General features: G+C 47.4%; 18 protein-coding genes. 12 read left to right on the forward strand and 6 right to left on the reverse strand.

The window, feature by feature from the left end; genetic code table 11:
* Nucleotides 1–5: 5 nt before the first annotated feature.
* Nucleotides 6–1,082, forward strand: a complete 1,077-nt coding sequence (locus tag DFP94_RS15890; RefSeq protein ID WP_114497445.1) for an SGNH/GDSL hydrolase family protein — start codon at nucleotides 6–8, stop codon at nucleotides 1,080–1,082.
* A 510-nt stretch (nucleotides 1,083–1,592) separates the two neighbouring features.
* Here DFP94_RS15890 and DFP94_RS15895 read toward each other — a convergent pair.
* Entirely contained in the window at nucleotides 1,593–2,621 is a 1,029-nt protein-coding gene (locus DFP94_RS15895) for a hypothetical protein (RefSeq protein WP_114497446.1), read from the reverse strand.
* Nucleotides 2,622–2,835: 214 nt separating this feature from the next.
* The gene (locus DFP94_RS15900) at nucleotides 2,836–3,291 is read right to left on the reverse strand and encodes a hypothetical protein (RefSeq protein ID WP_114497447.1); all 456 of its coding nucleotides are present in this window, start codon (nucleotides 3,289–3,291) and stop codon (nucleotides 2,836–2,838) included.
* Between the two features lie 885 nt (nucleotides 3,292–4,176).
* Between DFP94_RS15900 and DFP94_RS15905 the strand changes: the two genes are divergently transcribed.
* Together DFP94_RS15905 and DFP94_RS15910 are read left to right on the forward strand one after the other, a co-directional pair.
* Nucleotides 4,177–4,587 (forward strand): DUF1259 domain-containing protein, encoded by a 411-nt coding sequence (locus tag DFP94_RS15905; protein ID WP_114497448.1) that lies wholly within the window; start codon nucleotides 4,177–4,179, stop codon nucleotides 4,585–4,587.
* A 56-nt stretch (nucleotides 4,588–4,643) separates the two neighbouring features.
* Nucleotides 4,644–5,063, forward strand: a complete 420-nt coding sequence (locus DFP94_RS15910; RefSeq protein ID WP_114497449.1) for a DUF1259 domain-containing protein — start codon at nucleotides 4,644–4,646, stop codon at nucleotides 5,061–5,063.
* Nucleotides 5,064–5,226: 163 nt separating this feature from the next.
* Here DFP94_RS15910 and DFP94_RS15915 read toward each other — a convergent pair whose 3' ends face one another.
* On the reverse strand, nucleotides 5,227–6,534 hold the full coding sequence (locus DFP94_RS15915) for a hypothetical protein (RefSeq protein WP_114497450.1): 1,308 nt from the start codon (nucleotides 6,532–6,534) through the stop codon (nucleotides 5,227–5,229).
* Nucleotides 6,535–6,840: 306 nt separating this feature from the next.
* Here DFP94_RS15915 and DFP94_RS15920 point away from each other — a divergent pair, with 306 nt between their 5' ends.
* Both DFP94_RS15920 and DFP94_RS15925 read left to right on the forward strand, forming a co-directional pair.
* On the forward strand, nucleotides 6,841–7,869 hold the full coding sequence (locus DFP94_RS15920) for a LacI family DNA-binding transcriptional regulator (RefSeq protein WP_114497451.1): 1,029 nt from the start codon (nucleotides 6,841–6,843) through the stop codon (nucleotides 7,867–7,869).
* Between the two features lie 193 nt (nucleotides 7,870–8,062).
* On the forward strand, nucleotides 8,063–12,451 hold the full coding sequence (locus tag DFP94_RS15925; RefSeq protein WP_114497452.1) for a carbohydrate binding domain-containing protein: 4,389 nt from the start codon (nucleotides 8,063–8,065) through the stop codon (nucleotides 12,449–12,451).
* A gap of 168 nt (nucleotides 12,452–12,619) precedes the next feature.
* Here the strand turns inward: DFP94_RS15925 and DFP94_RS15930 are convergent, their stop codons facing one another.
* From DFP94_RS15930 to DFP94_RS15940, 3 genes are all read right to left on the reverse strand, one after another.
* Complete coding sequence (locus DFP94_RS15930; protein ID WP_114497564.1) at nucleotides 12,620–14,947, reverse strand: ABC transporter permease; 2,328 nt, start codon at nucleotides 14,945–14,947, stop codon at nucleotides 12,620–12,622.
* A 2-nt stretch (nucleotides 14,948–14,949) separates the two neighbouring features.
* Nucleotides 14,950–15,654: an ABC transporter ATP-binding protein gene (locus tag DFP94_RS15935; protein WP_114497453.1), complete on the reverse strand. Its 705-nt coding sequence runs from the start codon at nucleotides 15,652–15,654 to the stop codon at nucleotides 14,950–14,952.
* Nucleotides 15,655–16,113: 459 nt separating this feature from the next.
* On the reverse strand, nucleotides 16,114–17,019 hold the full coding sequence (locus tag DFP94_RS15940; RefSeq protein ID WP_114497454.1) for an AraC family transcriptional regulator: 906 nt from the start codon (nucleotides 17,017–17,019) through the stop codon (nucleotides 16,114–16,116).
* A gap of 208 nt (nucleotides 17,020–17,227) precedes the next feature.
* On the opposite strand from DFP94_RS15940, the gene DFP94_RS15945 reads away from it, so the two are divergent.
* The 7 genes from DFP94_RS15945 to DFP94_RS15975 are packed head-to-tail and all read left to right on the forward strand — an operon-like array spanning nucleotide 17,228 to nucleotide 23,783.
* Nucleotides 17,228–18,412 carry an acyl-CoA dehydrogenase family protein gene (locus DFP94_RS15945; RefSeq protein ID WP_114497455.1) on the forward strand — a complete coding sequence of 395 codons (1,185 nt, stop codon included), beginning with the start codon at nucleotides 17,228–17,230 and terminating at the stop codon, nucleotides 18,410–18,412.
* On the forward strand, nucleotides 18,405–19,367 hold the full coding sequence (locus tag DFP94_RS15950; protein ID WP_114497456.1) for a methionine ABC transporter ATP-binding protein: 963 nt from the start codon (nucleotides 18,405–18,407) through the stop codon (nucleotides 19,365–19,367). Before DFP94_RS15945 ends, DFP94_RS15950 begins: the two co-directional genes overlap by 8 nt.
* Nucleotides 19,368–20,030 carry a methionine ABC transporter permease gene (locus DFP94_RS15955; protein WP_220270924.1) on the forward strand — a complete coding sequence of 221 codons (663 nt, stop codon included), beginning with the start codon at nucleotides 19,368–19,370 and terminating at the stop codon, nucleotides 20,028–20,030.
* 38 nt (nucleotides 20,031–20,068) lie between these two features.
* A complete protein-coding gene (locus tag DFP94_RS15960) occupies nucleotides 20,069–20,938 on the forward strand; it encodes a MetQ/NlpA family ABC transporter substrate-binding protein (RefSeq protein ID WP_114497457.1) in 870 nt (289 codons plus the stop codon).
* 48 nt (nucleotides 20,939–20,986) lie between these two features.
* The gene (locus DFP94_RS15965) at nucleotides 20,987–21,346 is read left to right on the forward strand and encodes a tautomerase family protein (protein ID WP_114497458.1); all 360 of its coding nucleotides are present in this window, start codon (nucleotides 20,987–20,989) and stop codon (nucleotides 21,344–21,346) included.
* A gap of 17 nt (nucleotides 21,347–21,363) precedes the next feature.
* Complete coding sequence (locus DFP94_RS15970) at nucleotides 21,364–22,368, forward strand: aldo/keto reductase (protein WP_181873174.1); 1,005 nt, start codon at nucleotides 21,364–21,366, stop codon at nucleotides 22,366–22,368.
* Nucleotides 22,365–23,783: a Sapep family Mn(2+)-dependent dipeptidase gene (locus tag DFP94_RS15975; protein WP_114497460.1), complete on the forward strand. Its 1,419-nt coding sequence runs from the start codon at nucleotides 22,365–22,367 to the stop codon at nucleotides 23,781–23,783. Before DFP94_RS15970 ends, DFP94_RS15975 begins: the two co-directional genes overlap by 4 nt.
* The last annotated feature ends 433 nt before the right edge of the window (nucleotides 23,784–24,216 follow it).

Raw genomic sequence — 24,216 nt, forward strand, 5'->3', positions numbered from 1 at the left:
CCACTATGACAGAAGCAGCACAGGTTTTTAAAGCCACAGAGAACAATGTAAAAATCATCGGGAGAACCTACGAGTACAACGATGTACTTTGGCTGGCCTTGTCGGGCGGCGGGGTGGAATTTTCTTTTTACGGTAAAAAAGCGGAAATCACCATTAAGGGCGACCCTATTGCGACAAGCGGTAATAATGAGGCCCGAATCGGTATCGATGTGAACGGAAGCCGGGTGATTGACGATATGGTAACGCAACCCGTGAAAAAGTACACCGCCTTCGAAAGCGACACGGAGCAAAACGTCACGATCAGGGTCATAAAACTATCGGAAGCGGCGATGTCGACGGTCGGAATTCAAGAAATCGCCGTGGACGCCAAAGAGGGGATTAAGCCTACCCCGGCAAATGTACATAAAATTGAATTTATCGGCGATTCCATTACTTGCGGCTATGGGGTGGACGATGACAACGTGGAGGGTACTTTTTCCACAGCGACGGAGGATGTCACGAAAACCTATGTTTATCTGACAGCCCAGCGGCTTCAGGCCGATTACAGCATGGTTTCGTTCAGCGGTTACGGAATTATTTCAGGCTATACGGAAAACGGCGAAAAGCTGCTCACCCATCTCGTTCCGGATTACTACGAAAAGGTAGGCAAATCCGAAGGGAAATTCGACGGCACCCTGGTGCCTCAAACCCTAAGCTGGGACTTCAACAAGTTCGTACCTGATCTGATCGTCGTGAATCTCGGGACGAATGACGATACCTATACCGAAGACGATCCCGCTAGACAGGCGGATTATGTGAAGCAGTACGCGGAGTTCCTGAAAATGATCAGAGCCAATAATGCGGATGCCACCATCCTTTGCACGCTCGGGATTATGAGAGACAGACTGTATCCCTTTGTTGAACAAGCGGTTAACAACTATACCCAAGAAACAGGCGATACGAAGATCTCGGCCATGCGGTTTGACCTCCAGTCGGAAGCGGACGGCTACGTCGTTAATTTTCACCCGTCGGAAGTGACTCATCGGAAGGCGGCGGAGAAGCTGGTTGCGCGAATTAAAGAACATATGAAGTGGGATAAATGATTTGTCCTGTAGAAACATTCGGCACAAACCTCGCCGCTTTTTATTCTATCGAAAAATAAAGAATGCTTATTTAGGATGCAACATGTAAGTTAAGTTTGAATGTTCTATATGAATTTACATGTGTATAAAACAGGTGAGTGAGCACCTTAAGTCTGTAGTCATCGTATCATACAAATTTCGCATAGACAGGATGCTCTTACATAATGGTATAAATATAGATTAGGCTTGCAGAGATACCATCGATTCATGGCAGCCATAGCCAGCAAGAAACGGATTTAAACAGGCATAATGGAGTGTGATTCTACTCAAAAAACGGGCGCGATCCTTTTTTAAAGGAAAGCGTCCGCTTTTTTAGGGGCTATTGTTTTCGCAAGACTGCACCTTTAGCTTTTCATTCTCTAAAGTACGTTATAATATGCCCAATATTCATTTGCTGGTAGTTGTTTCATATAACTCTTTTAATACAGTAGTACTTCCTATACTACAATATTTACACTTTGCCCTATTTTATTAATTCCAGAATGTACAGGAATAATTACCCATTGTATACGGACAATCAGCGAAATTATGTGAAAATACTCCATAAATTCCCCATTTGGATTTCACATCTATATCTTGTCCTGTTCCTCCTTGTCCAATGAAAGTAACAATACCCGAATGATCGCCAGCTCCGTAATCTATCTTACTTCCGACCCTTGCGATACCACTTGTATAGCTACCATCTGTTCTATAGGAACTTGCACTGTTCATCCAATGGGCATTTGAGGAACTTTGTGAATACCACGCATAGGAATGACAATTATAACTAGGACTTTGAGAACTGAGTACGGTTGTATTTGGATAGGCAGCTACCATTTGAGTCTGCAATGCTGAAGCCTCCGATGCCGTTAAGCCATGGTCAGACCAAGTCAAGCCCTTATATGTTTCCACACTGGTTCCCTTTGGTGTTTTTACGGAACTGATGACCGCAAAAGGTGTTACTACGCTATTTATAAGCTTCTTAGAGTTGATTCCTTCAAGTAGAGTTTCAGTATAAACTCCTTGTGCTATTGAAACTGAGTCTGTAGTCTTAAAAATACTAAGCTTATTCTGATATTGTTGAATTTCAAGCGATGCATCAGACCTCTTTAACAACTCTTGCAAACCATTAAAACTACTTAAGACTGCATCAAATCCTTGTTGTTGCGTATTGAAAGCATACATATTTGGTAACAATGGATATTTAAGTACTGTCTCCACTAGAGCTTTTGTTGTCATCTTGCTAAGGATTTCTTCCGGGATTTGAGTTGCCTTAACTTTTTCTTCAGTAGAGGTTAATTTTATCCATTCAGCAGTATTAGGTTTAACAACATATTCATATGGTTCGCTTATTGTATATTCAGTGCTGATTTCCCCCGTCTCATATGATACAGTAGTGGAGTCAGCATATGCAGCAGGTACTGCTACACCAAAGCATAACATTAAGCACAAAATGGAAGACAATAAAAAGTATCTTTTCATTTCAAACTTCCTTTCACACTGATATTTGTTTTGAAACATTCCCTGCTTATCCTCGTTTTGGTTTTCGCTGAAAAGGAGCTATACTTATATCAACTTTACATGTTCTTCATGGCATCACCCCTAATGTAAACTCCATTACAAAGGCAGCTATAGAGCAACTTGAAAGTAAACTATTGTGAAAAAAATCACTTAATTCAGAATGGTACTATATCTCGGGTCAGTTTCAATTTGGATTAGCCCTAGATCGACTTTTTTACTTTTCTTTTATAACGAAAATGTATACTTCATCCCTTGATTCCCATGCTGCATTGACTTTGAATCCTCTATAATTCCTTTTAGTGGGCTCGAACTGCGAACTTAGGCCTGATGTTAAATTCGTTCCAAAAACAAAACTGAAATTCTCATCTTTATTGGTTAATAAAGTCTCAGGTGATAGCTTCTCCGGATAGAGATACTTGCCATCAGAACTGAGTAGAATATCCTTAATTATAACTTTGTTCGGTTGATCTCCCTCGAATTTCAGTAATAACCTTTCATTTATCTTTACATTTTTGATTTCTGACAAGGCTTCTTCAGTAAAAAAAGACTTGAAGACATCTTCCGAGTTAAATTCCTGGCCCGCTGGGATACAATTAATGCTTTGTTCTCCAGCAATTATTGCGAGTTTATAGCTATGTTCAGGTTCGTTTGTTTCCCCACTATTTATCATATTATGGTCCCCGCTGCTTTCCACACAGCCACTTAGTCCCAATAAAAACAACAGTAGTATTATCCAGTGTTTGATATAACTCAACTCCTTTTAACTTGTGTAATGACTTGCTCCGATCATCCTCCTCTTCCCGTAAGATAAATCTTCGACATCAAATGCAACACTAGCATTGCGGCACCATCACATTCCACTGTTACTTTTCTTAATGGTATAAAGCTTACTTTGGCAGTTGAATGTATTCGGTCTACCATAAATATATTTCTTATATCAATCGCCAAATTGCGTCAACCTGAAGCATTAAATGAGATGATATACGTCGCTTGTTCCAAGCATATGAAAATCAAATATAAAAGATCTTTTTTTGTAAATAATTGTTTTTATATCATAAATTAGGTTTATTATTTAATATTATACTATAGTTGTGTAAAAAGGAATATAAAAAAGCCAATTTATTTAACCCATTTAACTCGTTCCGAATTACTACGAAAAGGTAAGCAAATCTGAGAGGAAATTTGATGGCCCTTGGTGCCTCAATCCGTAAGCTTGGAGTTCAACAAGTTTGTTCCTGATTTTATCATCGTTAATGTCGGGACTAATGATGATACCTATACCCAAAATAATTCGATAAACAGGAGGATTATGTGAAGCAGTACGTTGAGTTCCTGAATCGGATCAGGACCAATAATGAGGACGCAGCGAATTAAAGAACTTATGAAGTGGGAGTAAGGACGTCCCCTCGACTTCAGTATATAAATCCACATCCTCATGAGGGTGTGGATTTTGCTTTTGATCGCCCTAATTTGTTGCTATCGACTGGGCTTCTGTCTTGTTCCCTTTTCTCCCTTGGTCATAGGATGTTGAGAAATCGATTAAAGGAGGATTTACATGGCAAAGGTAAGCCCGCAATTCAAACGGCTGTGCGCCCAATTCGGAAAAATCCTGGGAGGCGAGTCCGAAATCGAAGAAGGCCCGGTTTGTTTTGTCACGCGGATGACGAATCTGAGCGAGACGATTCTGGGAAGAAGAACGCGTTCGCCTTTAGTTCAAATGCAGATGTTTTCGTTTGAGTCTCTTGATAAGTCGGGTCGCGCGCTTTGTTTGGGCGAGACGGCCTTACATCAGAATCAGGTTAACCGATTGATTTCGAATCTCCGCAAACGGGGAATCAAGGTAACCGCCGTTCATAATCACTGGTTAAATGAAAATCCGCGCTTAATGTATATGCACTGGGAAGCCGTTGAGAATCCTGTTGTCTTTGCCAGAAAAACCAAAGAATCCATATCATTTCTGGGCTGAGCAGATCGGTTATGAGGTTGAATCTTTATTACGAATTGAAAGGATGAACTCGACTGATGGAACAAGTGAAAGCAAGCCCTCGTTTTAAAAGACTATGTAACCAATTCTCAACGATTTTAGGCGGAACGGAACATGAAATCACCCCAGGCCCGGTTTGTTTTGTAAGCAGAAACAGAAGAATAAATGCTACCATTCTGGGAAGAAGAACTACATCTCCTTTGATCCGTTATCAACTGTTCTCGTTTGAATCCCTGGACAGTTCAGGCCGCGCGCTTTGTTTAGGAGAAACGGCCCTCTTCCAAGGCCAGGTCAACCAATTGCTGACGAATCTCCGCAATAACGGAATTAAAGTAACGGCGGTTCACAATCACTGGCTGTTTGAGAAACCGCGGCTAATGTATGTCCACTGGGAGTCGATCGATAATCCGATTGATTTCGCAAGGAAAGTAAAGCGTTCTATTGCCTTCTTAGGTTAATATAAAGATCACAATGCAATAGCGTGACATGCGCGGCGGCGAATTGTGGATTTGGCCTACCACGAGTCGCCTACATAACAAAGGTGTGGAAGCCACCACCCACAATTAGCAGAAGTGGAAAAAAAGAAGAGCTACCGTTACACGATAGCTCTTTCCATTAGGTTTACTCGTAATCCGCCAGCCCCAGATAGTGCAGGGAAATGACGTTCTCGAGTCCTTGCATGAAGCCCATCTTGTCGCGGTGTTCCATCGTCTGAGTGGCATACTCCACTTTCGCGTCATGGAAACTCTGAAGCCGCATCTTGCCCTCGTCGAGCCCCGCATAGTAGTGATAGATGAAATAGTACGGGTTGATCTCCTGCAGCATCTCGTAGGTTACGGGCACGTAGTCGAACCATTGCCCCTGCTCATTTTCTTCGACCATAGTCCAAAGGTAGTTATTCAGTCCACCGCCGTTAGACGCTGTTATGGTATGCGAGATAGGATTGATCATCTTCCCCTTCGTCAACCCGTCGTGGATGATGTTGTCCGAACCGAGACCCTTGGCCGGGCTCATTCCCCAGTAGAACGCGGTGTAATAGTTAGAGGCCAGGCCACTTTTAACAGTCGCACGGCTCATAAACAATTCCTTGTTCTGTTTCGCACCCTCGCCATCTCCCAGACTATTTACCATAAGGTTCATGACTCCGTTCTTGTTCTCTTGTAGTAAATTCTGCTTCAAATCTTTGTAGTAGGTGCGAAGGTCTGAGTTTTTAAAGAGGCCGAATTCCTCCTTCAGCCGTTTCGTAAAAAGGGCAATGTCATTCTGGGCCAGGCCGTCCTGAATATTAGTCGGAACAGCAAGAACGACGTTCGGAACAGATTTGCCCCCGATCTGCTTGCGGTAAGCGTCGTAGCGATCGACGTATCCGGCGAACTCGCCCTTCGTTAGAGGTAGGCGGGACACGGGCCATTCGGGAATGAGCGTCAGCGGAACATTCTTTTCGAAAACATCAAAGATGAGGACGTCAGCGCTCAGGTGCTTGCTATCATTCTTGAGAGTCGAGTAGAAGAAGTCGGTTACGAATTTCTCTTCCTTATTGTGTTCGATGCCGTCCCATCTTTCGGTGGCCGGAATAGCCTGGACCTTGTGGACATAGGAGAAGGCAGGGACATCATCCTTGATTCCAAAAATCTGGACCCCGGCAACTTTTCCGCCGATCTTCTGCTGCCGGGCTTTCAAGGCATCCAGCAGTTTGGAGGCTTCCTTGTAGTTTTTAGCATCGAACAAAACGTTATGGGTATTCTTGAACTTAGCGGTGTACTTCTTGATGGCCGCAAGATCCTTGGCATCGACCTTTGAGCTATTATAGACGAAGTAATAGTTGCTTTTCTCTGTGGTTGCAGAACTGGCATTGGTGATGCCATCGAGAGGCAACAGAGTAGAGATCAATAAAACAAGGAACATAGACTTCCAAAAGAACCTTTTCATTCAAGACTTACCTCCTAGATTTATCCTTCGAATATTCCTCTTTCCATTCAAGAATGACGTCCGATTGCCCTTCTTCATACCAGGAATTATTACCTATTATAGGTGTGATAATTGTTTCAAACAATGAAATATATGGGTTTATAGTCTTTCTTATGAAGATCATTACGGGACGCCCTTTTCATGCAGATCAGAGAAAAAGAAACCAGGTCATGCTGGGTAGACACCGGAAAGAGTTTGACCGATATCCGCCTTTATTGTATTTTGAACATAGAATGCAATAATAAATGACAGGACGACTCTTAATATATGAATATTTTCGACATTGCTAAACTAGCCGGCGTCTCCCGGAAAACGGTTCAACGTGTGCTGAACAACTCTGCTAGCGTCAGTCCAAAAACCCGCGAGAACGTGCTCAGGGTCATGGAAGAATACCATTATGAACCGAATTCGGCCGCACGCAAGCTTTCCTCCAAAAAGGCGCATACTATTGGATTGTTTATTATTCAGGATACCAGTAACTATAGACTGTACTCGGATGACTTGTTCTACGGAGTTGCAATCGGAGCTGTTATAAGCCAGTGTTTTGAGCGCGGCTATAATACACTGGTCACGATACTCGATATCTCGGATACTTCGGCTCTATTCAGCCAATACAAGCAGAAGAATATTGACGGCGGTATTGTGATCAGCTGGTCCAATCTGCAGGAGCTTGTTGAACAGGTTAGAGACGCGGGCTTTGAAATCTGTGTGTTTGATCGCAGTAATGCTCCCGATGGAGGTCTATTCGTACCTGCACCAAGGATTAACAATCGGAAGGGCGCTTATAAAGCCATTGAATATTTGGCCGAACTGGGACATATGAATATTGGAATTGTTACAGGGCTGCTGAATAATCTCTCCGGTCTGGAACGCTATGAGGGGTATTTGGAAGCCATGCAGGCTTGGAAGCTGCCTGTTTCGCAAGCTCAAATTTTCCAGGGGGATTTTACGGAAAATGGCGGGTATGCAGCGGTTGAACATTGGATTTCGGAAGGTACATTGCCGACCGCGGTGTTTTGCTCAAACGATCTAACGGCGATCGGAGCCATGAAGGCTTTGGCCGCCCATAAATGGAGTGTGCCGGACGATATTTCCGTCATTGGCTTTGACGATTTGCTCATCTCGCAGTATCTTCATCCTGCGTTAACGACGATGCATGTTCCGCGTGTGGATATGGCCGTATCGTTAGTAAATCAATTAATTTCCGTTCTGGAGGAAGATAGCGAATCATTAGAGGAGAGATCCTTTGAAGTAGAACTAATCGTAAGGGATTCATGCAGCACTCCGAAAATATAAGGCAAATTTTCGTAGACGGTTCGCATTGACACTCCAGCGTGCTGATACTATATTATATTTAACTATGTCCCATATGGGACATTACTATTGTAAGCGATTTCATGAAGAAAGGAGGAAAGTTTGCTTCAAGGCAGTGGTTGTAGTACGCAATATAGGAAACGGGCTAATTAAATCTTAAAAGGAGATGTAGGATATGAGAAATCGTTTGATCCGCAAAGGTACATCCTTGGCAATGTCTCTGTTGATTGTGACGAGCGCGGTATCCGGTGTAAGCTCCGCCCAGTTCGCGACCGGGCAGGCTTCGGCATTTGTGGTGCAACAACAATATAACGATTTGTCAAAGAATCATTGGGCAGCCAATTCTATTGCCCGCTGGATGAATCATGACATCATTCATGGATATGGAGACGGGACAATTCGTCCGGATGCTTCTATCACGCGGGCAGAATTTTCCGTCATTATGAACAAGGTGTTTGGCTTAGTTCAGAAGTTGGATCAGCCTATTCCGGATGTCCCAGCTGGGACATGGTATGAAGAGGGTATTTCCAAAGCAGTTCATGCCGGATATATCAAGCTGAATGCCGAGGGAAAATCAAACCCGTATGCTCCTCTCAGCCGGGCCGAAGCCGCCTTTGCCTTGGATACGCTGTTCAGCTTCAGCCAATTGGACACGGGTTCATCGGATACCGCGTATTTCAGCGATATAAAAGGACTAGATGCCGACACGCTAGAAGCCGTTAATGCGCTTGCGGCTGCCGGATATTTGAAAGGATATTCCGATTCGAGCTTTAAGCCGCAGAGAACGATGACAAGAGCTGAGCTCGTCTCATTAATCGATCGCCTTGTATCTGGCTACTTCGACAAACAGGGGGATTTCTCAGAGGGAACCGTACGAGGGAATGTCATTGTCAACAAGGGAAAGGTTACGTTAAAGGATACCGTAGTGGAAGGTAACCTGTATTTAACAGCAGGAATCGGGGAAGGAACGGCCATCCTTCAAAACGTAGTCGTCAAAGGGGCAACCTTCATACCTGACAGCAATGCCGAAATTCACATGTCCGGTAGCTTTAAGCGAATTATTGCCGGGCCGTCAGCCGAGCATCAGCCAGCCATCACGATTACAGGAACTGTAGAGGAACTGGAGCTTGACGGGAATGCCAAAATCATTTTGGCAGAAGGAGCTGTAGTGAAGAAGTTGATCGCTGGCAAACATGCCGGTAAAGCGGTCATTGAAGGTAAAGGCAAGGTGGAGGTTATCGAGAATCAGGCGGACGGTCTAACATTCAACGGAAGTAAAATTCCGAAGAGCACAGACAGTCCATCCGGTGGCAACAGCGCAGGAGCCGGAAATCATCAAGGAGGCGTTACGCCCGGGAATTCTGATGGCGGAACACCGGGCGGTAACAACGGTAGTCCGAATAAGGATTGGACATTGACGTTTGCCAGCGAGTTTAATGAGGTATCGGATCTGCAAAAATGGACACCGGAGATTGGCACCGGTAAGGATGGCTGGGGGAATAAGGAACAGCAATATTATAAAGCAGAGAATGCAGCCGTAGAGGGCGGAAATTTGGTCATTACCGCGAAAAAAGAGGATATACAAAGTAGCCACTATACTTCTGCCCGGCTTGTGACCAGGGATAAATTTTCCCAGACTTACGGCAAGTTCGAGGCGCGGATCAAGCTTCCGGAAGGCACCGGGTTCTGGCCGGCATTCTGGATGATGCCGCAAGACAGCACCTATGGAACCTGGGCTTCGTCCGGCGAGATCGACATCATGGAGAGCAGGGGACGCTTACCGAAGGTAGGCCTAGGCACTCTTCATTATGGCGGGGAAGCACCTAATAATCGGTATTCCGGTCAAGAGTACCCGCTTCCGAACGGCGGGACGGCAACGGACTTCCATACCTATGCCATAGAATGGGAACCGGGGGAGATCCGGTGGTATATTGACGGCATCTTATGCCAAACCCAGAACGACTGGTACAGCATAAGCAAAGATCAAGCGGCGAATAATGCATACCCGGCACCATTTGACCAAGATTTCTACATGATCTTGAATCTGGCCCTTGGCGGTAATTTTGATGGCGGACAAATGGTCGATGACAGCTTACTCCCCGGCAAAATGTATGTGGATTACGTTCGCGCATACAAGCTGACCGGCCGCCCATATCGTGAAGCCGTTCCGCCTGTAATCGGGAAAGAGCCTATTCCAGCTGATGCGCAAGCGCCATTGGCAGATGGAAACCTGCTGTATAATCATAATTTTGACCAAGACGATGCAGCTAAACCGAATTTGTCGTACCTGAATGGTTCCGGGTCTTCCACAGAGGTTCCCAATACCGACTACTGGTCGCTGTTTGAAGGTGAAGGCGGCGCAGGGAGTGTAAACATAGACCGGATCGGTGCACAAAATTATGCGAAAATTAGCATTAAAAATGCGGGCAGCCAAAACTATTCCGTGCAGCTGTTAAACACGGCATCGCTTGTGAAGGGACATTTCTACAAAGTCACGTTTGACGCCAAGTCTTATGCGGATCGTACCATGATGGCAAGAATGACGGGAGGCGCAAGCCGCGGATACGCAGCTTATTCAGAGGCGAATCTATTCAATTTGACCGATCGGATGAAGTCCTTCGAGTATAAATTCCAAATGAAAGCCGGCACCGATCTTGCGGCAAGAACGGAATTTAATGTCGGGTTGAATACTAGCCCGGTATGGATCGGCAATGTTCGCGTAGAAGAGATCGATACCATTGCCATTGACGATGACATGCTGAAAGAGCCTTTGGATGGTGAAGGGAACCGGGTATATAACGGAAGCTTTGATCAAGGCCGGCAGGATCGGATGACCTTCTGGCATGTCGTGACGGCGGACAATACCAACGTAAAGGCATCGGTGAATCCGGCCACCCGCTATCTCGGGGTAAATATTCTGGATGCAGGCGACGGCAATGCCGATGATGTGAAGGTTCTGCAAAAAGGCATTTTACTTGAGGGGAATCAGGCCTATGAATGGACTTTTGACGCAAGCGCTTCAACCGCCAGGGATATTCAAGTTGAACTAAGGAGCAGTGACGGATCCGAATCCTATTTTAGTCAAAAAGTATCCCTGGGCAGTGAGGATGTACATGCAGCAAGCTCGAAACAAACCGTCAGCTTTACGATGACAGGAACAACGGACCCGAATGCGACATTGGTATTCCATGTAGGCGGCGCGGCCGGAACGGTCAATCTTGATAATGTCAAGCTGGTTCAGACATCGATCCACTATGGTCCGGATACGGTATTCTTCCCGCTGGCGAACGGCAGCTTCGATACGGGGCTTGCGCCTTGGGAAGCAGCTGTAGATAGCGGAGGAAGCCTCTCTGCTTCTTACGAGAACCAGGCCGCAAAGCTGACGGTGAATGCATTAGGCCAGAACCCGTACAGCAACATGTTTATGCAAAACGGGATGAGTTTAACGAGGGGTGCATCCTATGTGCTATCCTTTGATGCGTATTCTACAAAAGAGCGTAAAATGGAAATCGATATTGAAGATAGTTCATATACCCGCTATTTTGATGAAATCGTTGATCTGGGAACAACAGTCAAAAATTATAAATATGTATTTAAAATGGGCAGTGACGTAACAGGAAATCTGAAATTCTTCCTTGGGAAGCTGGATGGTCAAACGGTAAGCGGTACACATGATGTCTTTATCGACAACGTTGTATTCCAAATCAAAGACGCGCCCGTGAAGCGTTCGCCTATTCTTACAGCAGACAGTACGAATAATGTCTTAGGTCAACCTGTTGAGATTATGTTCCAGGATGACGAAGCCTGGCGTGATAACCTTTCATCCGTCACGCTTAATGGAACGGATATTGCTGATGAACTATACACTGTTGAAGCAGGTAAAATCACCCTCGATGCGGCATTATTCCCGCAAGCGGCTACCTATAAATTGAGGGTTGAAGCGAAGGGGTACGCTTTTGCGGGAGTGATGCAAAGCATTAGGCTCGCAGACGGCAATCTATTGAAGAATGGCGACTTCTCGAATGGAACGTCAGAGTGGACAGTATGGTCCGAGGCAGGTTCAACCCTCGCAGTGAATGCGGGAGCAGCGGTTATCACGATTCCGTCACGCGGTCCTCAAGGCTGGTCTACCCAGTTTTATCAGGAAGGGATACCGTTGCAGGCAGGTAAAACCTATGAACTGTCCTTCAAGGCGAGTGCAAGTGTTGACCGACCGATCGTACTGGAATATACGGACACGTCTATAGCGCCAAAACAGGTGGATTTTACACTCTCAACTACTAGCGCAACATATACTACAACGTTCACTGCGCCGAAACAGGAAAACCTGAAGCTGAACTTCCTGATCGGAAATGTAAATGCGGATTCGCTGACAACGCCGGACGAACCTCATACGATCACTTTTGACGATCTGTCCATTAAGGAGACGACCTCAACAACTCCGACTATGCCGGAACCTTCTGATTCTCATGAATTTTCAAACGGCAATTTCGAGGATGGCTTGAACGGTTGGCAGATCCATCAACAGAGCGTGTATGAACCCTATGCAGATGATCCGGCCTGACTCCCGCTAATCAGATGCCCCCAAAAAACATACCCGATCCGAAAGGATCGGGTGTGTTTTTCATGTTATCTTGAACAAAATGTTCCCTAAGTGACATCCGTAATCCAACATCAGGATTTTGCATGCTAGAATATAAAGTAGGGATACTGGCGTTGCCCACCAACTCCGTTATTCTATACTTTTTAAGGATTCCATCATATGGATTTGAGATACTTTTCTCCGAAGCAGCAGGTTGGAGAGAACGGTGAGCACGAATGCGAGCATGGCGGCTGTTATTATGACGACCGGATTTAATTGATCCGGGATTTGCTGATGAGTGCTCGACAGTGCCTTTACAACAATGGCATACATATAGCCGCCGATCGGTAAAGCTACGATGACCGCAAAGGTAGTAAGCAGGATGTTCTCAAAAAAGATCAGCCGGTTTATTTTATGGTTGGGATAGCCTAATACCTTAAGTGTGGCGAGCTCGCGATTCCTCTCATAGATGTTTATGGAAGATATCGTATAGATGGCGCCAAAGGAGAGGACGGCGGCACAAATCACGAACATGATAAAGATAAAACTGTTTTGCTCCATAATATATTCAGCCGATTTCCTTAGATCATACTTATCCGCGAGGGCATCGACTTGTTGCTCTTGTTCAAAGAAGTGACGCATGCTTATAAGGTCTGACGCGTTATTGGCTTCCACGAGAAGCGAGGTCGGACTGTAGTCGATGCCAAAGCTCTTTAAATAAGTTGGCGTACCATAGAACGACGGACTCGAATATTGATTAGATATATGTAAAACCTTCATTTCGACCGTTTTATTAGCTAGCTCCGGTGCGGTGAACTTGATTTGAATGACGTCCCCTTCAACAAGTTGATAGTTGTCCGCGTAGGATTTGGGCACCAGCACACCCTGATCTTCCAAAAAGATGGGAGTGTCATTTTCGTCGAAGAAACGAATCAGCCGGTTTTCTTTTTCCGTAACCACGAACGTGGCATTTTCGTGATCATCGCCCTTGATGAATTCCACGGGAAAGGTGGATAAATCATAACTGTTTTTAATGCCGTCAGGTAGCTGTAACGTATCCGAAGTAGTTCCTTTCGCATAATCTACTCTTAAATCGTAGGTGTTCACTTCTTCAATCTGGTCAGCTACTTTTTGCAGGGCCGATTGGGTGCCGAAAGCAGTGATCAATAAAACCGTGCTTACCACAACGCCAACGGAGCTTGCTAACGCTTTTTGTTTATTTATAAATATATTTCTGAAAATGAGTTTGTAGCTATAGGAAAGATGACTCCAGATTCCCGGGATTCTTTCGATGAGCAGCGGTTTTTTTATCTTCTTTGGCGGTTTGGGACGCATAGCCTGGGCAGCCCGTTCTTGTAATATGGCCCTGCCGCTCAAGTAACAGGACAGGATCCCGAAAGCACCGGAGAAGAGAATGGGAGGAATAACGGAAAACAAGGATAGGGAGAAACTAATGTCAGGCAGCGAGTAGGCCCTGGCATTCGATGCCGTGACTAAGGGAATAAATACAACAGCGGTAAGGACGTAACCCAGGAGGGAGCCCAGGATACTTACCAGCACCGGATATCCCATGTAATGAAGCAGGATGCTTCTGTTTTTCACACCCAAAGCCTTCATAATTCCTACTTGATTTCTTTGGGAATCAATGAGCCTGGACAGGGTAAGAAATAGGATAATCGCTTCAATTAAAAAGAAAACCAACGGGATAACCCTGCTCATCAATTTATTATTATGAATCGTTTGTTGGAGTTGAGTATAGCTGAACGTCCGCTCTTTACTAATTTGGCTTAAATAGGGGAGAGCTTTGGATTGCGCTTCAATAGATTGACCTAGTTTGCCAATATCGTAGCCTTCTTGAGCATCAATCATGAGCTCGTTATAGTAGAAGCCGCCTGAGATTTGAGGTATGGCCTCTTCGGCCATATAAGCTACGCCGTAGGTTTTATGGTCCTGGATGGCGTTCTTTTTGGCATATTCAACATTCTCGGACAAGCCGCTGATGGTAAACGCCAAATTCTGTTCATTCGCACTTATACGGATTTGATCACCGACTTGAAGCTGATGTTCTTTGGCATAATGGGAATCCAGCAAGATTTCATCCGTTTTCGACGGGGTCCTGCCCTCAATCATCGTAGGGGTATTGATTTCATTGTTTACAGGGATTGAATGGATTTTTAATGAAGCTTGGTTATCTTCAAAGGCTTGCGTGGCATCCAGGGTATAACGTCCTTCTATTTTGTTTATGCCTTCGATTTGGCTTAAACCGGCCACATCCTGTTGGGAAATTTGGCTGTAATATACATTCAAGTCGCTTAAGTTATGTTCTTTATAGTAAACCTTCGTATAGGCGCTAAGATTATCGCTTAACGTGGTCAGTCCCGCATAGAAAAAAGCTCCTACTGCGATCACCAAAACAAAGGCTAATAATTGCCCCATAGATTGTTTAATATCCCTCAACGATTTTATAAATAATTTCATGATTACCACTCAATCCCTTCGACACTCCGTTTTTCATGATTCAAAGTCACACTTTCGATCATCCCGCTTTTAACCTTGATAATTTTATCGGCCATAGGAGCAATCGCGGAGTTATGCGTGACCAATACGACACACTTCTTCGTTTCCTTATTCAAATCTTGAAGAAGCTTTAAGACGGACTTACCTGTAACATAATCCAAAGCACCGGTGGGTTCATCACAGAGTAAAAGCAGAGGATTTTTGGCAACAGCTCTCGCTATGGCAACTCTTTGTTGTTCCCCTCCGGAGAGTTGGGAAGGGAAGTTTTTGATTCGATCCTGTAAGCCGACTTTATTTAAAATGTCTTTAGCGTTGAGAGGGTTTTTGCATACTTCCGTGGCAAATTCCACATTCTCCAGCGCGTTCAAATTCGGGATTAAATTATAGAATTGAAAGACGAAGCCAACCTTCTCCGCGCGATATTCTGTTAATTTTTTTTCGTTGAACTTTGTGATTTCTTGACCGCCAACCAACACTTGACCTGCGTTAGCCGTATCCATACCGCCAAGGAGATTCAAAATCGTGCTTTTCCCGGCACCGCTTGCCCCCAAAACAACGACAAATTCTCCCTCTGATATGGAAAAGTCAACACCCGCCAGGGCCTTGATGGTCACTTCCCCTATTTTGTATTCTTTCGTTACGTTTTTGAACTCGATGAGCTGCTTCACTTCTTACATTCCTCCTATTGTGGGTTTCAAAACTCGGTTTCACGCCATGTCCTTTCCCTCGGGTTGCCATATTTTTGATGCCGCCGCTTCTAAGCTAGTCTTCTTATGGTAAGCGATTCCCCGAGGGGGGAAAACCGACCTGCGATTGAATTTCGATTGGACCAAAGTCCGAGAATAAGATCGGTCTGAGGGCTACGCACAAGGTTTTAGAGGTGACGTTAGGGATCGTGGAAATGAATTTCGGAGTCAGCTTATCGATTTTCGGTAGGTGGGGTGAACCTAAGGATATTGCGGATATCACGCATTTCTTGCATCTCCATCAACAGAACGATATAGATCATTCTTAGTAGAGGAATAACACGAGGCTGCCGCGAAATTGAACGGCAGCCTCGTTACGCTAATGGGCAATGATCTGTAACATGAAAGGTAGGGACATTGTGAATGACCTGAATTATGATTTCATCGCAAATTCACTTTTTTGCTTGCTATGATATGCCGGTTCGCGGCGGCGCGATATTCGACGGGGGAGATGCCCGTATTTTTTTTAAAAGCTTTTGAAAACGAGAAAATGTCGACATACCCGACGGACGGAGCGATGGCGGCAAGGCTTAAATCCGTAGTTTCGAGCAGTTTTTTTGCGGCATGGATCCGGATGTTCTGCAAATATTTTAAGGGCGTGATTCCATAGGCCGTTTTGAATTTTCTTGAAAAATAAGAACGTTCGATTCCCACATACCTCGCGATGGATTCGATGCTTATATCCTCCGAATAATGCAGTTCCATGTGTTCCCGTCCCCGCTCCAGCCATTCGTCCGAGCAGTCGATATTGCGGATTTCGTCCGGAACATGCCGGGACAGTGATCGGAACAGCTGAAGGAAGGTGCTTAAGCGTACCAGATCCCGGTCGCGATCTCCCGTGTTTTCCGCTTGCACGATGAGTTCGCGAAGATGCAATAGCGCCGATGAGGTATATCCGTTGACCTTAATAGGCGTGCAGCGTTTGATCCCGATTCTTTCCAGCAATTGAACGCATTGCGATCCTTCGAAGGTCAATCGTATATAGTGCATGGGATCGCACTCGACGCTGAAATATTCATGGGGGACTTGGGGGAACACGCCGAATAAATCGTTTCTTCTTAACTGGTATTTTTTACCCTTTTGGATAAATATCCCCTCTCCATCCAGGATGAAAATCAGGCTGTAATGCGGCTCGATGCGCGGACTCTTGAAAGCGGGACGACGGACCTTTGCCTCGCTGATTCCGATCCTGACCGGCCAAGCGCCGCTCGATTTTTCGAAGGATGTCGGAGTAAAGAAATACTTATTTGGTACATTGAGGATATGTTCATCACCTTTTGTCGACATATGAAATACACCTCCCGAGTAAGATTTAAGTATTACTTTGGCATTATTATAAGACGGAATTTGACATAAAACAAAGTAAATCTATATGAATAATAAAATAAGTCGCATTTGGACAAAGCAGGAATCGCTTTTGGACATTCAATTTCGGAATCCCGGCTGTTATAGTTTTAAAAAAAGTTCAACCAACGCATAGAAGGGGGTGCAGCCAATGCCGTCAGACCGGCACGGACCGGCAACAACAGACAAACAGCAGGAATGGCTTGCCCGATTGGATGCCGTATTGGAACAAAACGCGGCGGAAACCGAAAAGGCGGATGTCGAGAACGACTTGAATTACGGGTTGATCTCCGATTTGAAAAGAATCGGTTACCCTGCCTTGGCAGTGCCGTCCGATTTGGGGGGCGGAGGCCTTTCTTTGACCGATTTTCTCGCGTTCCAGGAGCGAATCGCGCAAGCCGATGCCGCTACCGCGCTGGCGATCGGTTGGCATATGAGCACCGTGCTGCAATTGGGAGCCGTTCGCCCCTGGAGGACAACGGATTTTGAATCGCTGTGCGGGGAGATCCTTGGCAGCAGCGCTTTGATCAACCGGGCCGACTCGGAAGGGGCGACCGGAAGCCCTTCGCGCGGTGGAGTTCCGCAAACGACGGCACGGCGCACGCCGGACGGATACAGCATCACGGGAACGAAGCGGTTTACTTCGCTTGCGCCCGTGCTGGATTATTTCATCGTATCGGCCTTTGAACCGGAAACGGGAGGAGTATCCGATTTTCTCATCCCGAAAGGGACGCAGGGATTATCCATCGACCGAACCTGGAATACGGTCGGCATGAGGGGGACGGGCAGTCACGATTTGGTGCTGCGGGATGCGGAAGTGCCGTTTTCCGCGAAAGTAATTGAACGAAAGCATTCGAAGGTATTCCAGCCCAATCCGTTCATCCTGTTTATTCCGGCGGTATATCTGGGGATTGCCGAAGCGGCAAGGGATGAAGCCGTACGTTTTGCCCGGAGCTATCAGCCGAACAGCTTGAATCATCCGATCACGAGTCTTCCGAACATTCAGCAAACTTTAGGGCAGATCGAGTTGGAGATTTTGGCGGCCAGACATTTTTTATATTCGGTTGCCGGGAAATACGAGAATCAGGAGTTTGATTCCGTGCAGGGGTGGGACGGCGATTTTGGCGCCGCCAAAGTATTGGCGGTACAGAACGCGCTGTCGGTCGTCGACAAGGCGATGCGGATCGTCGGTATCCACGGCTTGTCATTATCGCATCCGTTGCAGCGGCTGTACCGCGACGTCCGGTTCGGGCTTCACAATCCGCCGATGGAGGATGCGGTTCTAAGGCAACTCGCCGTCCGGGCGCTCGAAAGCAAGGGGACTGCCCATGATTGAGATTCAGAATCTATCCAAAACGTATGACGGAAGACCGCCGGTTCTTCAAGGCATTCAGCTCAGCATCGAAGCCGGGGATATTTACGGTCTGGTCGGCATCAGCGGAGCGGGCAAATCCACGCTGCTCCGGTGCATAAACGGCCTTGAAGGGTTTGATTCCGGCTTGGTGACGGTCGACGGCATCGATATCCAAGCGTTAAACAAGAAGGAGCTTCGACTGCTCCGAAGCCAGATCGGCATGGTCTTTCAGCAATTCAGCTTGCTGGAGCGAAAGACCGTGTATGAGAATATTCTGTTCCCGGTCAAGTGCCAGCACTTTAAAGTCAAAGACATCGACCAAAAAATTCGCGACGTCCTGGAATTGGTGGAGCTTTCGGATAAAATCCACGCGCTTCCGCGAAGTTTGAGCGGAGGACAGAAGCAAAGGGTAGCGATCGCTCGCGCCTTGATCATGAATCCCAAAATTCTGCTGTGCGACGAGGCCACTTCCGCGCTGGATCCGAACATCACGCAGTCGATTTTGGCCTTATTGCGAAAAATCAATCAGGAGCTCGGCATTACAATCGTCGTCGTTACGCACCAGATGTCCGTCGTGAAGCAGATCTGCAACCGAATGGGGGTACTGAGCGAAGGAAAACTGAAGGTGGCCGGGGATGTGCAGGATATTTTCCTGAACAAGCGGGACATGCTGGACGACTTTATGGGCGAAGAAAGCAACGGCAGCCGTTCGGAGCGGCAAACCCATCTGGAAATTATTCAGCGGGTAGGCGAAAACGAGGATATCCTCTCGGATGTTGCGATACAGACGGGAGTGAGGTTTGAAGTGATTTGGGGCGGCCTGAACAAGTACCGCGATACGGTAGCCGGATCATTTACGATCCGGGTCAGCGAGGAAGACCTCCCCGTCGTCGAACGGCACTTGAACGACCGCGGCGTGGAATGGAGGAAGCTATAGATGTATGAGTATGACTGGCAGACCATGCTGATGAAAATCATATTGCCGGGCCTGCGCGAAACGATCTTCATGCTGATCGGTTCTTTCGCCGCCAGCGTCATTTTCGGATTTCTTCTGTCGCTTGTCTTGATCACGACCGATCAGAGGGGGCTTCGCCCGAACCGGGCCGTTTATGAGACGATCAGCGTCGTGATCAACGTCCTCCGTTCCATTCCGTTCGTCATTCTTATCATCGCGATTATTCCGTTGACGCGCCTGATCTGCGGTACGTCAATCGGAATCGGGCCCGCTATTTTTTCCATTGCCGTGGCGGGTTCGCCCTTGATCGCCAGATTGCTCGAAAACTGCTTCAAGGAAATCAATCCGAGTTTGATCGAGGCCGCGAAATCCTTCGGCGCTTCGGATTGGCAAATTACGTACCACGTGATCGTGAAAGAGTCCATTCCTCTTGTCGTCTCGCAAATGACGTTTGCGGTCGTTTCCATTCTGGGATTTACGGCGATTGCCGGAACGGTCGGATCGGGAGGGCTGGGGGCCGTCGCGTTAACCTACGGCTACCAAAACTTCAACGATAAGGTCATGTACAGCACCTTGTTGATTCTGATTTTGATCGTCGAAATTTTGCAAATTCTAGGCAATATTCTCTATAAGAAAATCAAATAAATAGAACTCCAATTACAACATGGAAAGGAATACTCCCTATGAAAAAAAGTACAACGGTAATTTTGCTTGTCGCAGTTATGATCCTAAGCACGGTTCTGGCCGGCTGCTCCGGCAACAACGCGAAGAACGTGGCAGCGTCTTCTTCGAATGAAGCTTCCTCCGGCCAGGAATCGAATAAGCCGGATAACAAGAAGATCGTCATCGGTCTCCTTGCACGCGAGGAACCGGATGTTCAATATGTGGCCGAAAAGCTTAAAGCGGAAGGGTATGACATCGAAACACGGGTATTCAGCGATAATATCGCCTTGAATACGGCTACCGAGGACGGCAGCCTGGACGCGAACTATTTTCAGAACAAGCCTTATCTGAAGAGCTTCAATGAAAGCAAAAACACGCACCTGGCGGCTTACGGCCCGGAAATCTTCACTACGCCTGTCCTGTTCGTCTCAAAGAAGTATAAATCCATCGATGAACTTCCTGATGGCGCCAAAGTAGGCATTGCCAACGATTCGGCGAACCGGGCAAGGGAGCTGCAATTGCTTGAGGCCAACGGGCTCATCAAACTGAAAGAGGGCGTCGACCTGCCGACCCTGCTGGACATTGAGGAGAATCCGAAGAATCTGAACTTCGTGGAAACGGATCCCCGAAACCGCGTCGGCATATTCCCGGACCTGGATGCGATGACGGCGCCTTCGATTACGGTCTATCAAATGAACGATCCGGAAGTGGTGACGTTGTTCGAGGAAACGAAGGAAGTCTACAGCAATTATGGCGGCATCATCTTCGTCGTGAAAGAAGGATACGAGAATACGGAGTGGCTGGACAAAGCTATTGCACTCATGACGTCGCAAGAATACGGCGATTGGCTTCTGGAAACCTATCACGGGGTGAAGAAACCGCTGAACTAAGGGACGTGCACGTTATCCAACAATAATAACAATCAGGAGGAATAAAATATGGCAACTGTAATCGGTATTTCCAATACGGAATTGGCAGGAGAGCAACTGGAACAATTTATCGAGGTGATCGGCAACGCGGTAACCACCTCCCTGGGGCTCCCGGATCACTTGAAAAGCGTGTCACTTCATCAGCTTCCCAAGGCCTACGCTACGAAAAGGTCCTACGAGGAAATCACCTTCTTCGTATATACGGCTCCCAAACCGGTTGAAGCGAAGCGTGCGCTGGTCCAAAATATTCAGGCGGCAGCGGATGACTTTTTTTCGGGAAGTTCTTATACGACGATTGTCATCGTTAAAGAGCATGCGGATGAAAATGTCGGCGTGGGTGGGGTCCTCAGATTGGACAAGCAGGCTTAAGGAAGGAGGAGGTTGGATTGGAATATAGGGAGATTGGGCGTTCCGGCATCAAGGCTTCCGCGGTTACCCTGGGAGCATGGGGAATAGGCGGAGGCTTTCAGTTTCCGGATACCGACGACAACGAATCGATCCGCACGATTCACGCCGCGCTGGATGCGGGAGTCAATATTATCGATACGGCGCCCGTATACGGTTTTGGGCATAGCGAGGAAGTTGTAGGCAAAGCGATTCAGGGAAGACGCGACCAGACCATCATCTCGACCAAATGCGGTCTATGGTGGGGCGATGAGGAAGGGAGTTATCGTTTTACTTGGGACGGCCATCGGGTAAAACGTAATCTCAGTGCCCGCACGATCCGCGTAGAGGTGGAAGAGAGTTTAAAACGGCTGAATACCGACTATATCGATATCTACTATACGCATAATCCGGCGGTCGAGCCGTTTCTGACGCCGATCGAAGAGACCATCGGGGTCTTAACGGATCTGAAAAAGGAAGGCAAGATCCGGGCAATCGGAGCTTCCAACTGCGAGCCGCACCATATCAACAGCTATTTGGAGCTCGGCGAAATCTCCATCGTCCAGCGTCGTTATCACATGCTGTCGCGTGAAGTGGAGGCGGAAATCTTGCCGCTTTGCCAAGCCAACGGCATCGGCTTTCATGCCTATTCCCCGCTGGCCAACGGGCTGCTTACAGGGAAATACGACAAGGATTATACGGCGCCTGAGGGCAGTGCCCGCGCTGGCGATCCCTTGTGGGGACCGGAACTGTACCCCGCCGTACTGGAATTCGTGAATGGTTTGGAGGATATCGTCACGGGGCTGAATTGCAGCCGCGCCAGCCTGGCGGTCGCCTATTTGCTGGCTAAAGGGGAGTATATTAACGTCATTTTCGGGGCCCGCAAAGAAAGTCATCTGCAAGACCATCTTCGCGGTGCCGGGCTCAAGCTGTCCGGCGACATCGTGACGGAACTGGACCGCCGCATCGACGCTTTTTATGCCCATGCACAGGGAAGCGTAAAATGAACGGGTCTCATGAAGCCGTTACCGATGCCCTCGTGGACGAGTGGATTCTTGCCCATCAGGCGGAGATGCTGGAAGCGATGAAGCGTTTGGTGCGCGTTCGCAGTGTAGGGGAAGGCTTCTTCCCCGGCCAGGCCCATCCGTTTGGCGAAGGCTGCGCGCAGGCGGTGGATCTGACGCGCGAACTGATCGCGCAGGCCGGTCTGCAGGCCAAAGAGCATGACTATTACGGCATTTCCGCGGTTTATCCGGGGGATAGCGAGCGAACGATCAGCTTTTTCTCCCATCTCGACGTTGTGCCGGAAGGCAGCGGCTGGTCCTTTGACCCCTATGGTCCGTTTGTGAAGGACGGGTACCTGTTCGGCAGGGGCGCTGCGGACAATAAAGGGGCCGTGATCGGCGTGCTTTATGTTTTGAAATTCCTGCGCGACCATAACCTCCGGCTGAACCACACGATAACCGCATTTTTGGGGTGCAACGAAGAGTCCGGCATGCGCGATGTCGAGCATTATTTGCGGTCGGATACGCCTTCCTTTTCGGTGGTGTCCGACGGTTTTTTCCCGCTGGGCAACGGGGAGAAGGGCATATTGACCGCTGACTTTGTCGCGGATGTATCCGGCAGCAATTTGCTTTCGTTCACGGCCGGCGAATTATCGAATGTCGTTCCCCCTTCCGCTTCGGCGGTCATCCAAGGCTTCCCGGCCTCGGAAGTGCAAGCTGCGCTCGGCGAAGACTTTACGGTCACGGAAACCGAGGGCGGGATTCAAGTCCGGACGGAGGGCATAGGAGGGCATGCGGCTTTTCCGGAAGGGACGCTCAACCCGATCCCCAAGCTGGCGACTGCGTTGCTGGAATGCGGATTGTTAACGGGAACGGCCAGGGAGGCTGCCGCCTTTATTGCCTCCGCCTTTGCCGATTATTACGGCCACGGGCTTCACGTTGATGTTGAAGACGAAGCATCCGGGAAAACGACGCATACGGCAGGTCTTGTCCGCTTAACGGAAGGCAAGCTGATCGTCAACGTCAACATCCGGTATGCGGTGTCGGCCAACGCACAGGCATTGATCGATCAAATGCGGGCGACCGGAGCGGAGTATGGGTTCACGTTAACGAATATCGAAGATAACCCGCCCTTCTATATTCCCGAGACTGACCCCATCGTTCGAAGCCTTGTTGATTTGGCCAATCAACGCCTGAATACCGACTTGCCGACCTATGTCATGGGAGGCGCCACACATGCGCGCAAACTCCCCCATGCCGTCTCATTCGGCCCCAGCCGCTCCGATATCGGCAATCCCTTCCCCGCCGGAAGAGGAAAACCCCATCAGCCGGATGAAGCCTTGCGGTTGCAGGACATTTGGGACGGTATCAAGATTTATATCCATGCGGTGTTGTTGTTGGATAGGATGGTGGAATGAATGGAGGAGCCCTTTCCCGCGCGGTTGGATAACCGCTGGGAGGGGCTTTTTGGGTTGAATAGGAAAATAATTGATAGGGCTAAGAAGGTGACTTATATTTGGTTTTTATACCTTTTTATGTACACAAATGTAAATGGAATATCAAAAATGGGCGGGTGATCCGAATGAGCGAACAATTCTGGTTAGTGGTACAGTATCCCCTAAAGAGCGAAAAAGGTAGCCCACGCGACAACTGGTTAAGAGAATAAAGTAATGGAATGCCTAGAGATCTCTTTAGCCGAGTTAACTTAGGCTATGTGGACGGCTTTGATATGGGAAAATGCATCTCCGATCCGAATCAATATGCGCTTAATATATTTTGTGTCGTCGCGGAAGAAGAACGGAGTATTGCGTTGATTATGAGGATTTTAAAAAGAGCTTGATTATACTCGTG

Origin of the sequence: Fontibacillus phaseoli, from assembly GCF_003337355.1 — a bacterium.
Lineage (GTDB): Bacteria > Bacillota > Bacilli > Paenibacillales > Paenibacillaceae > Fontibacillus > Fontibacillus phaseoli.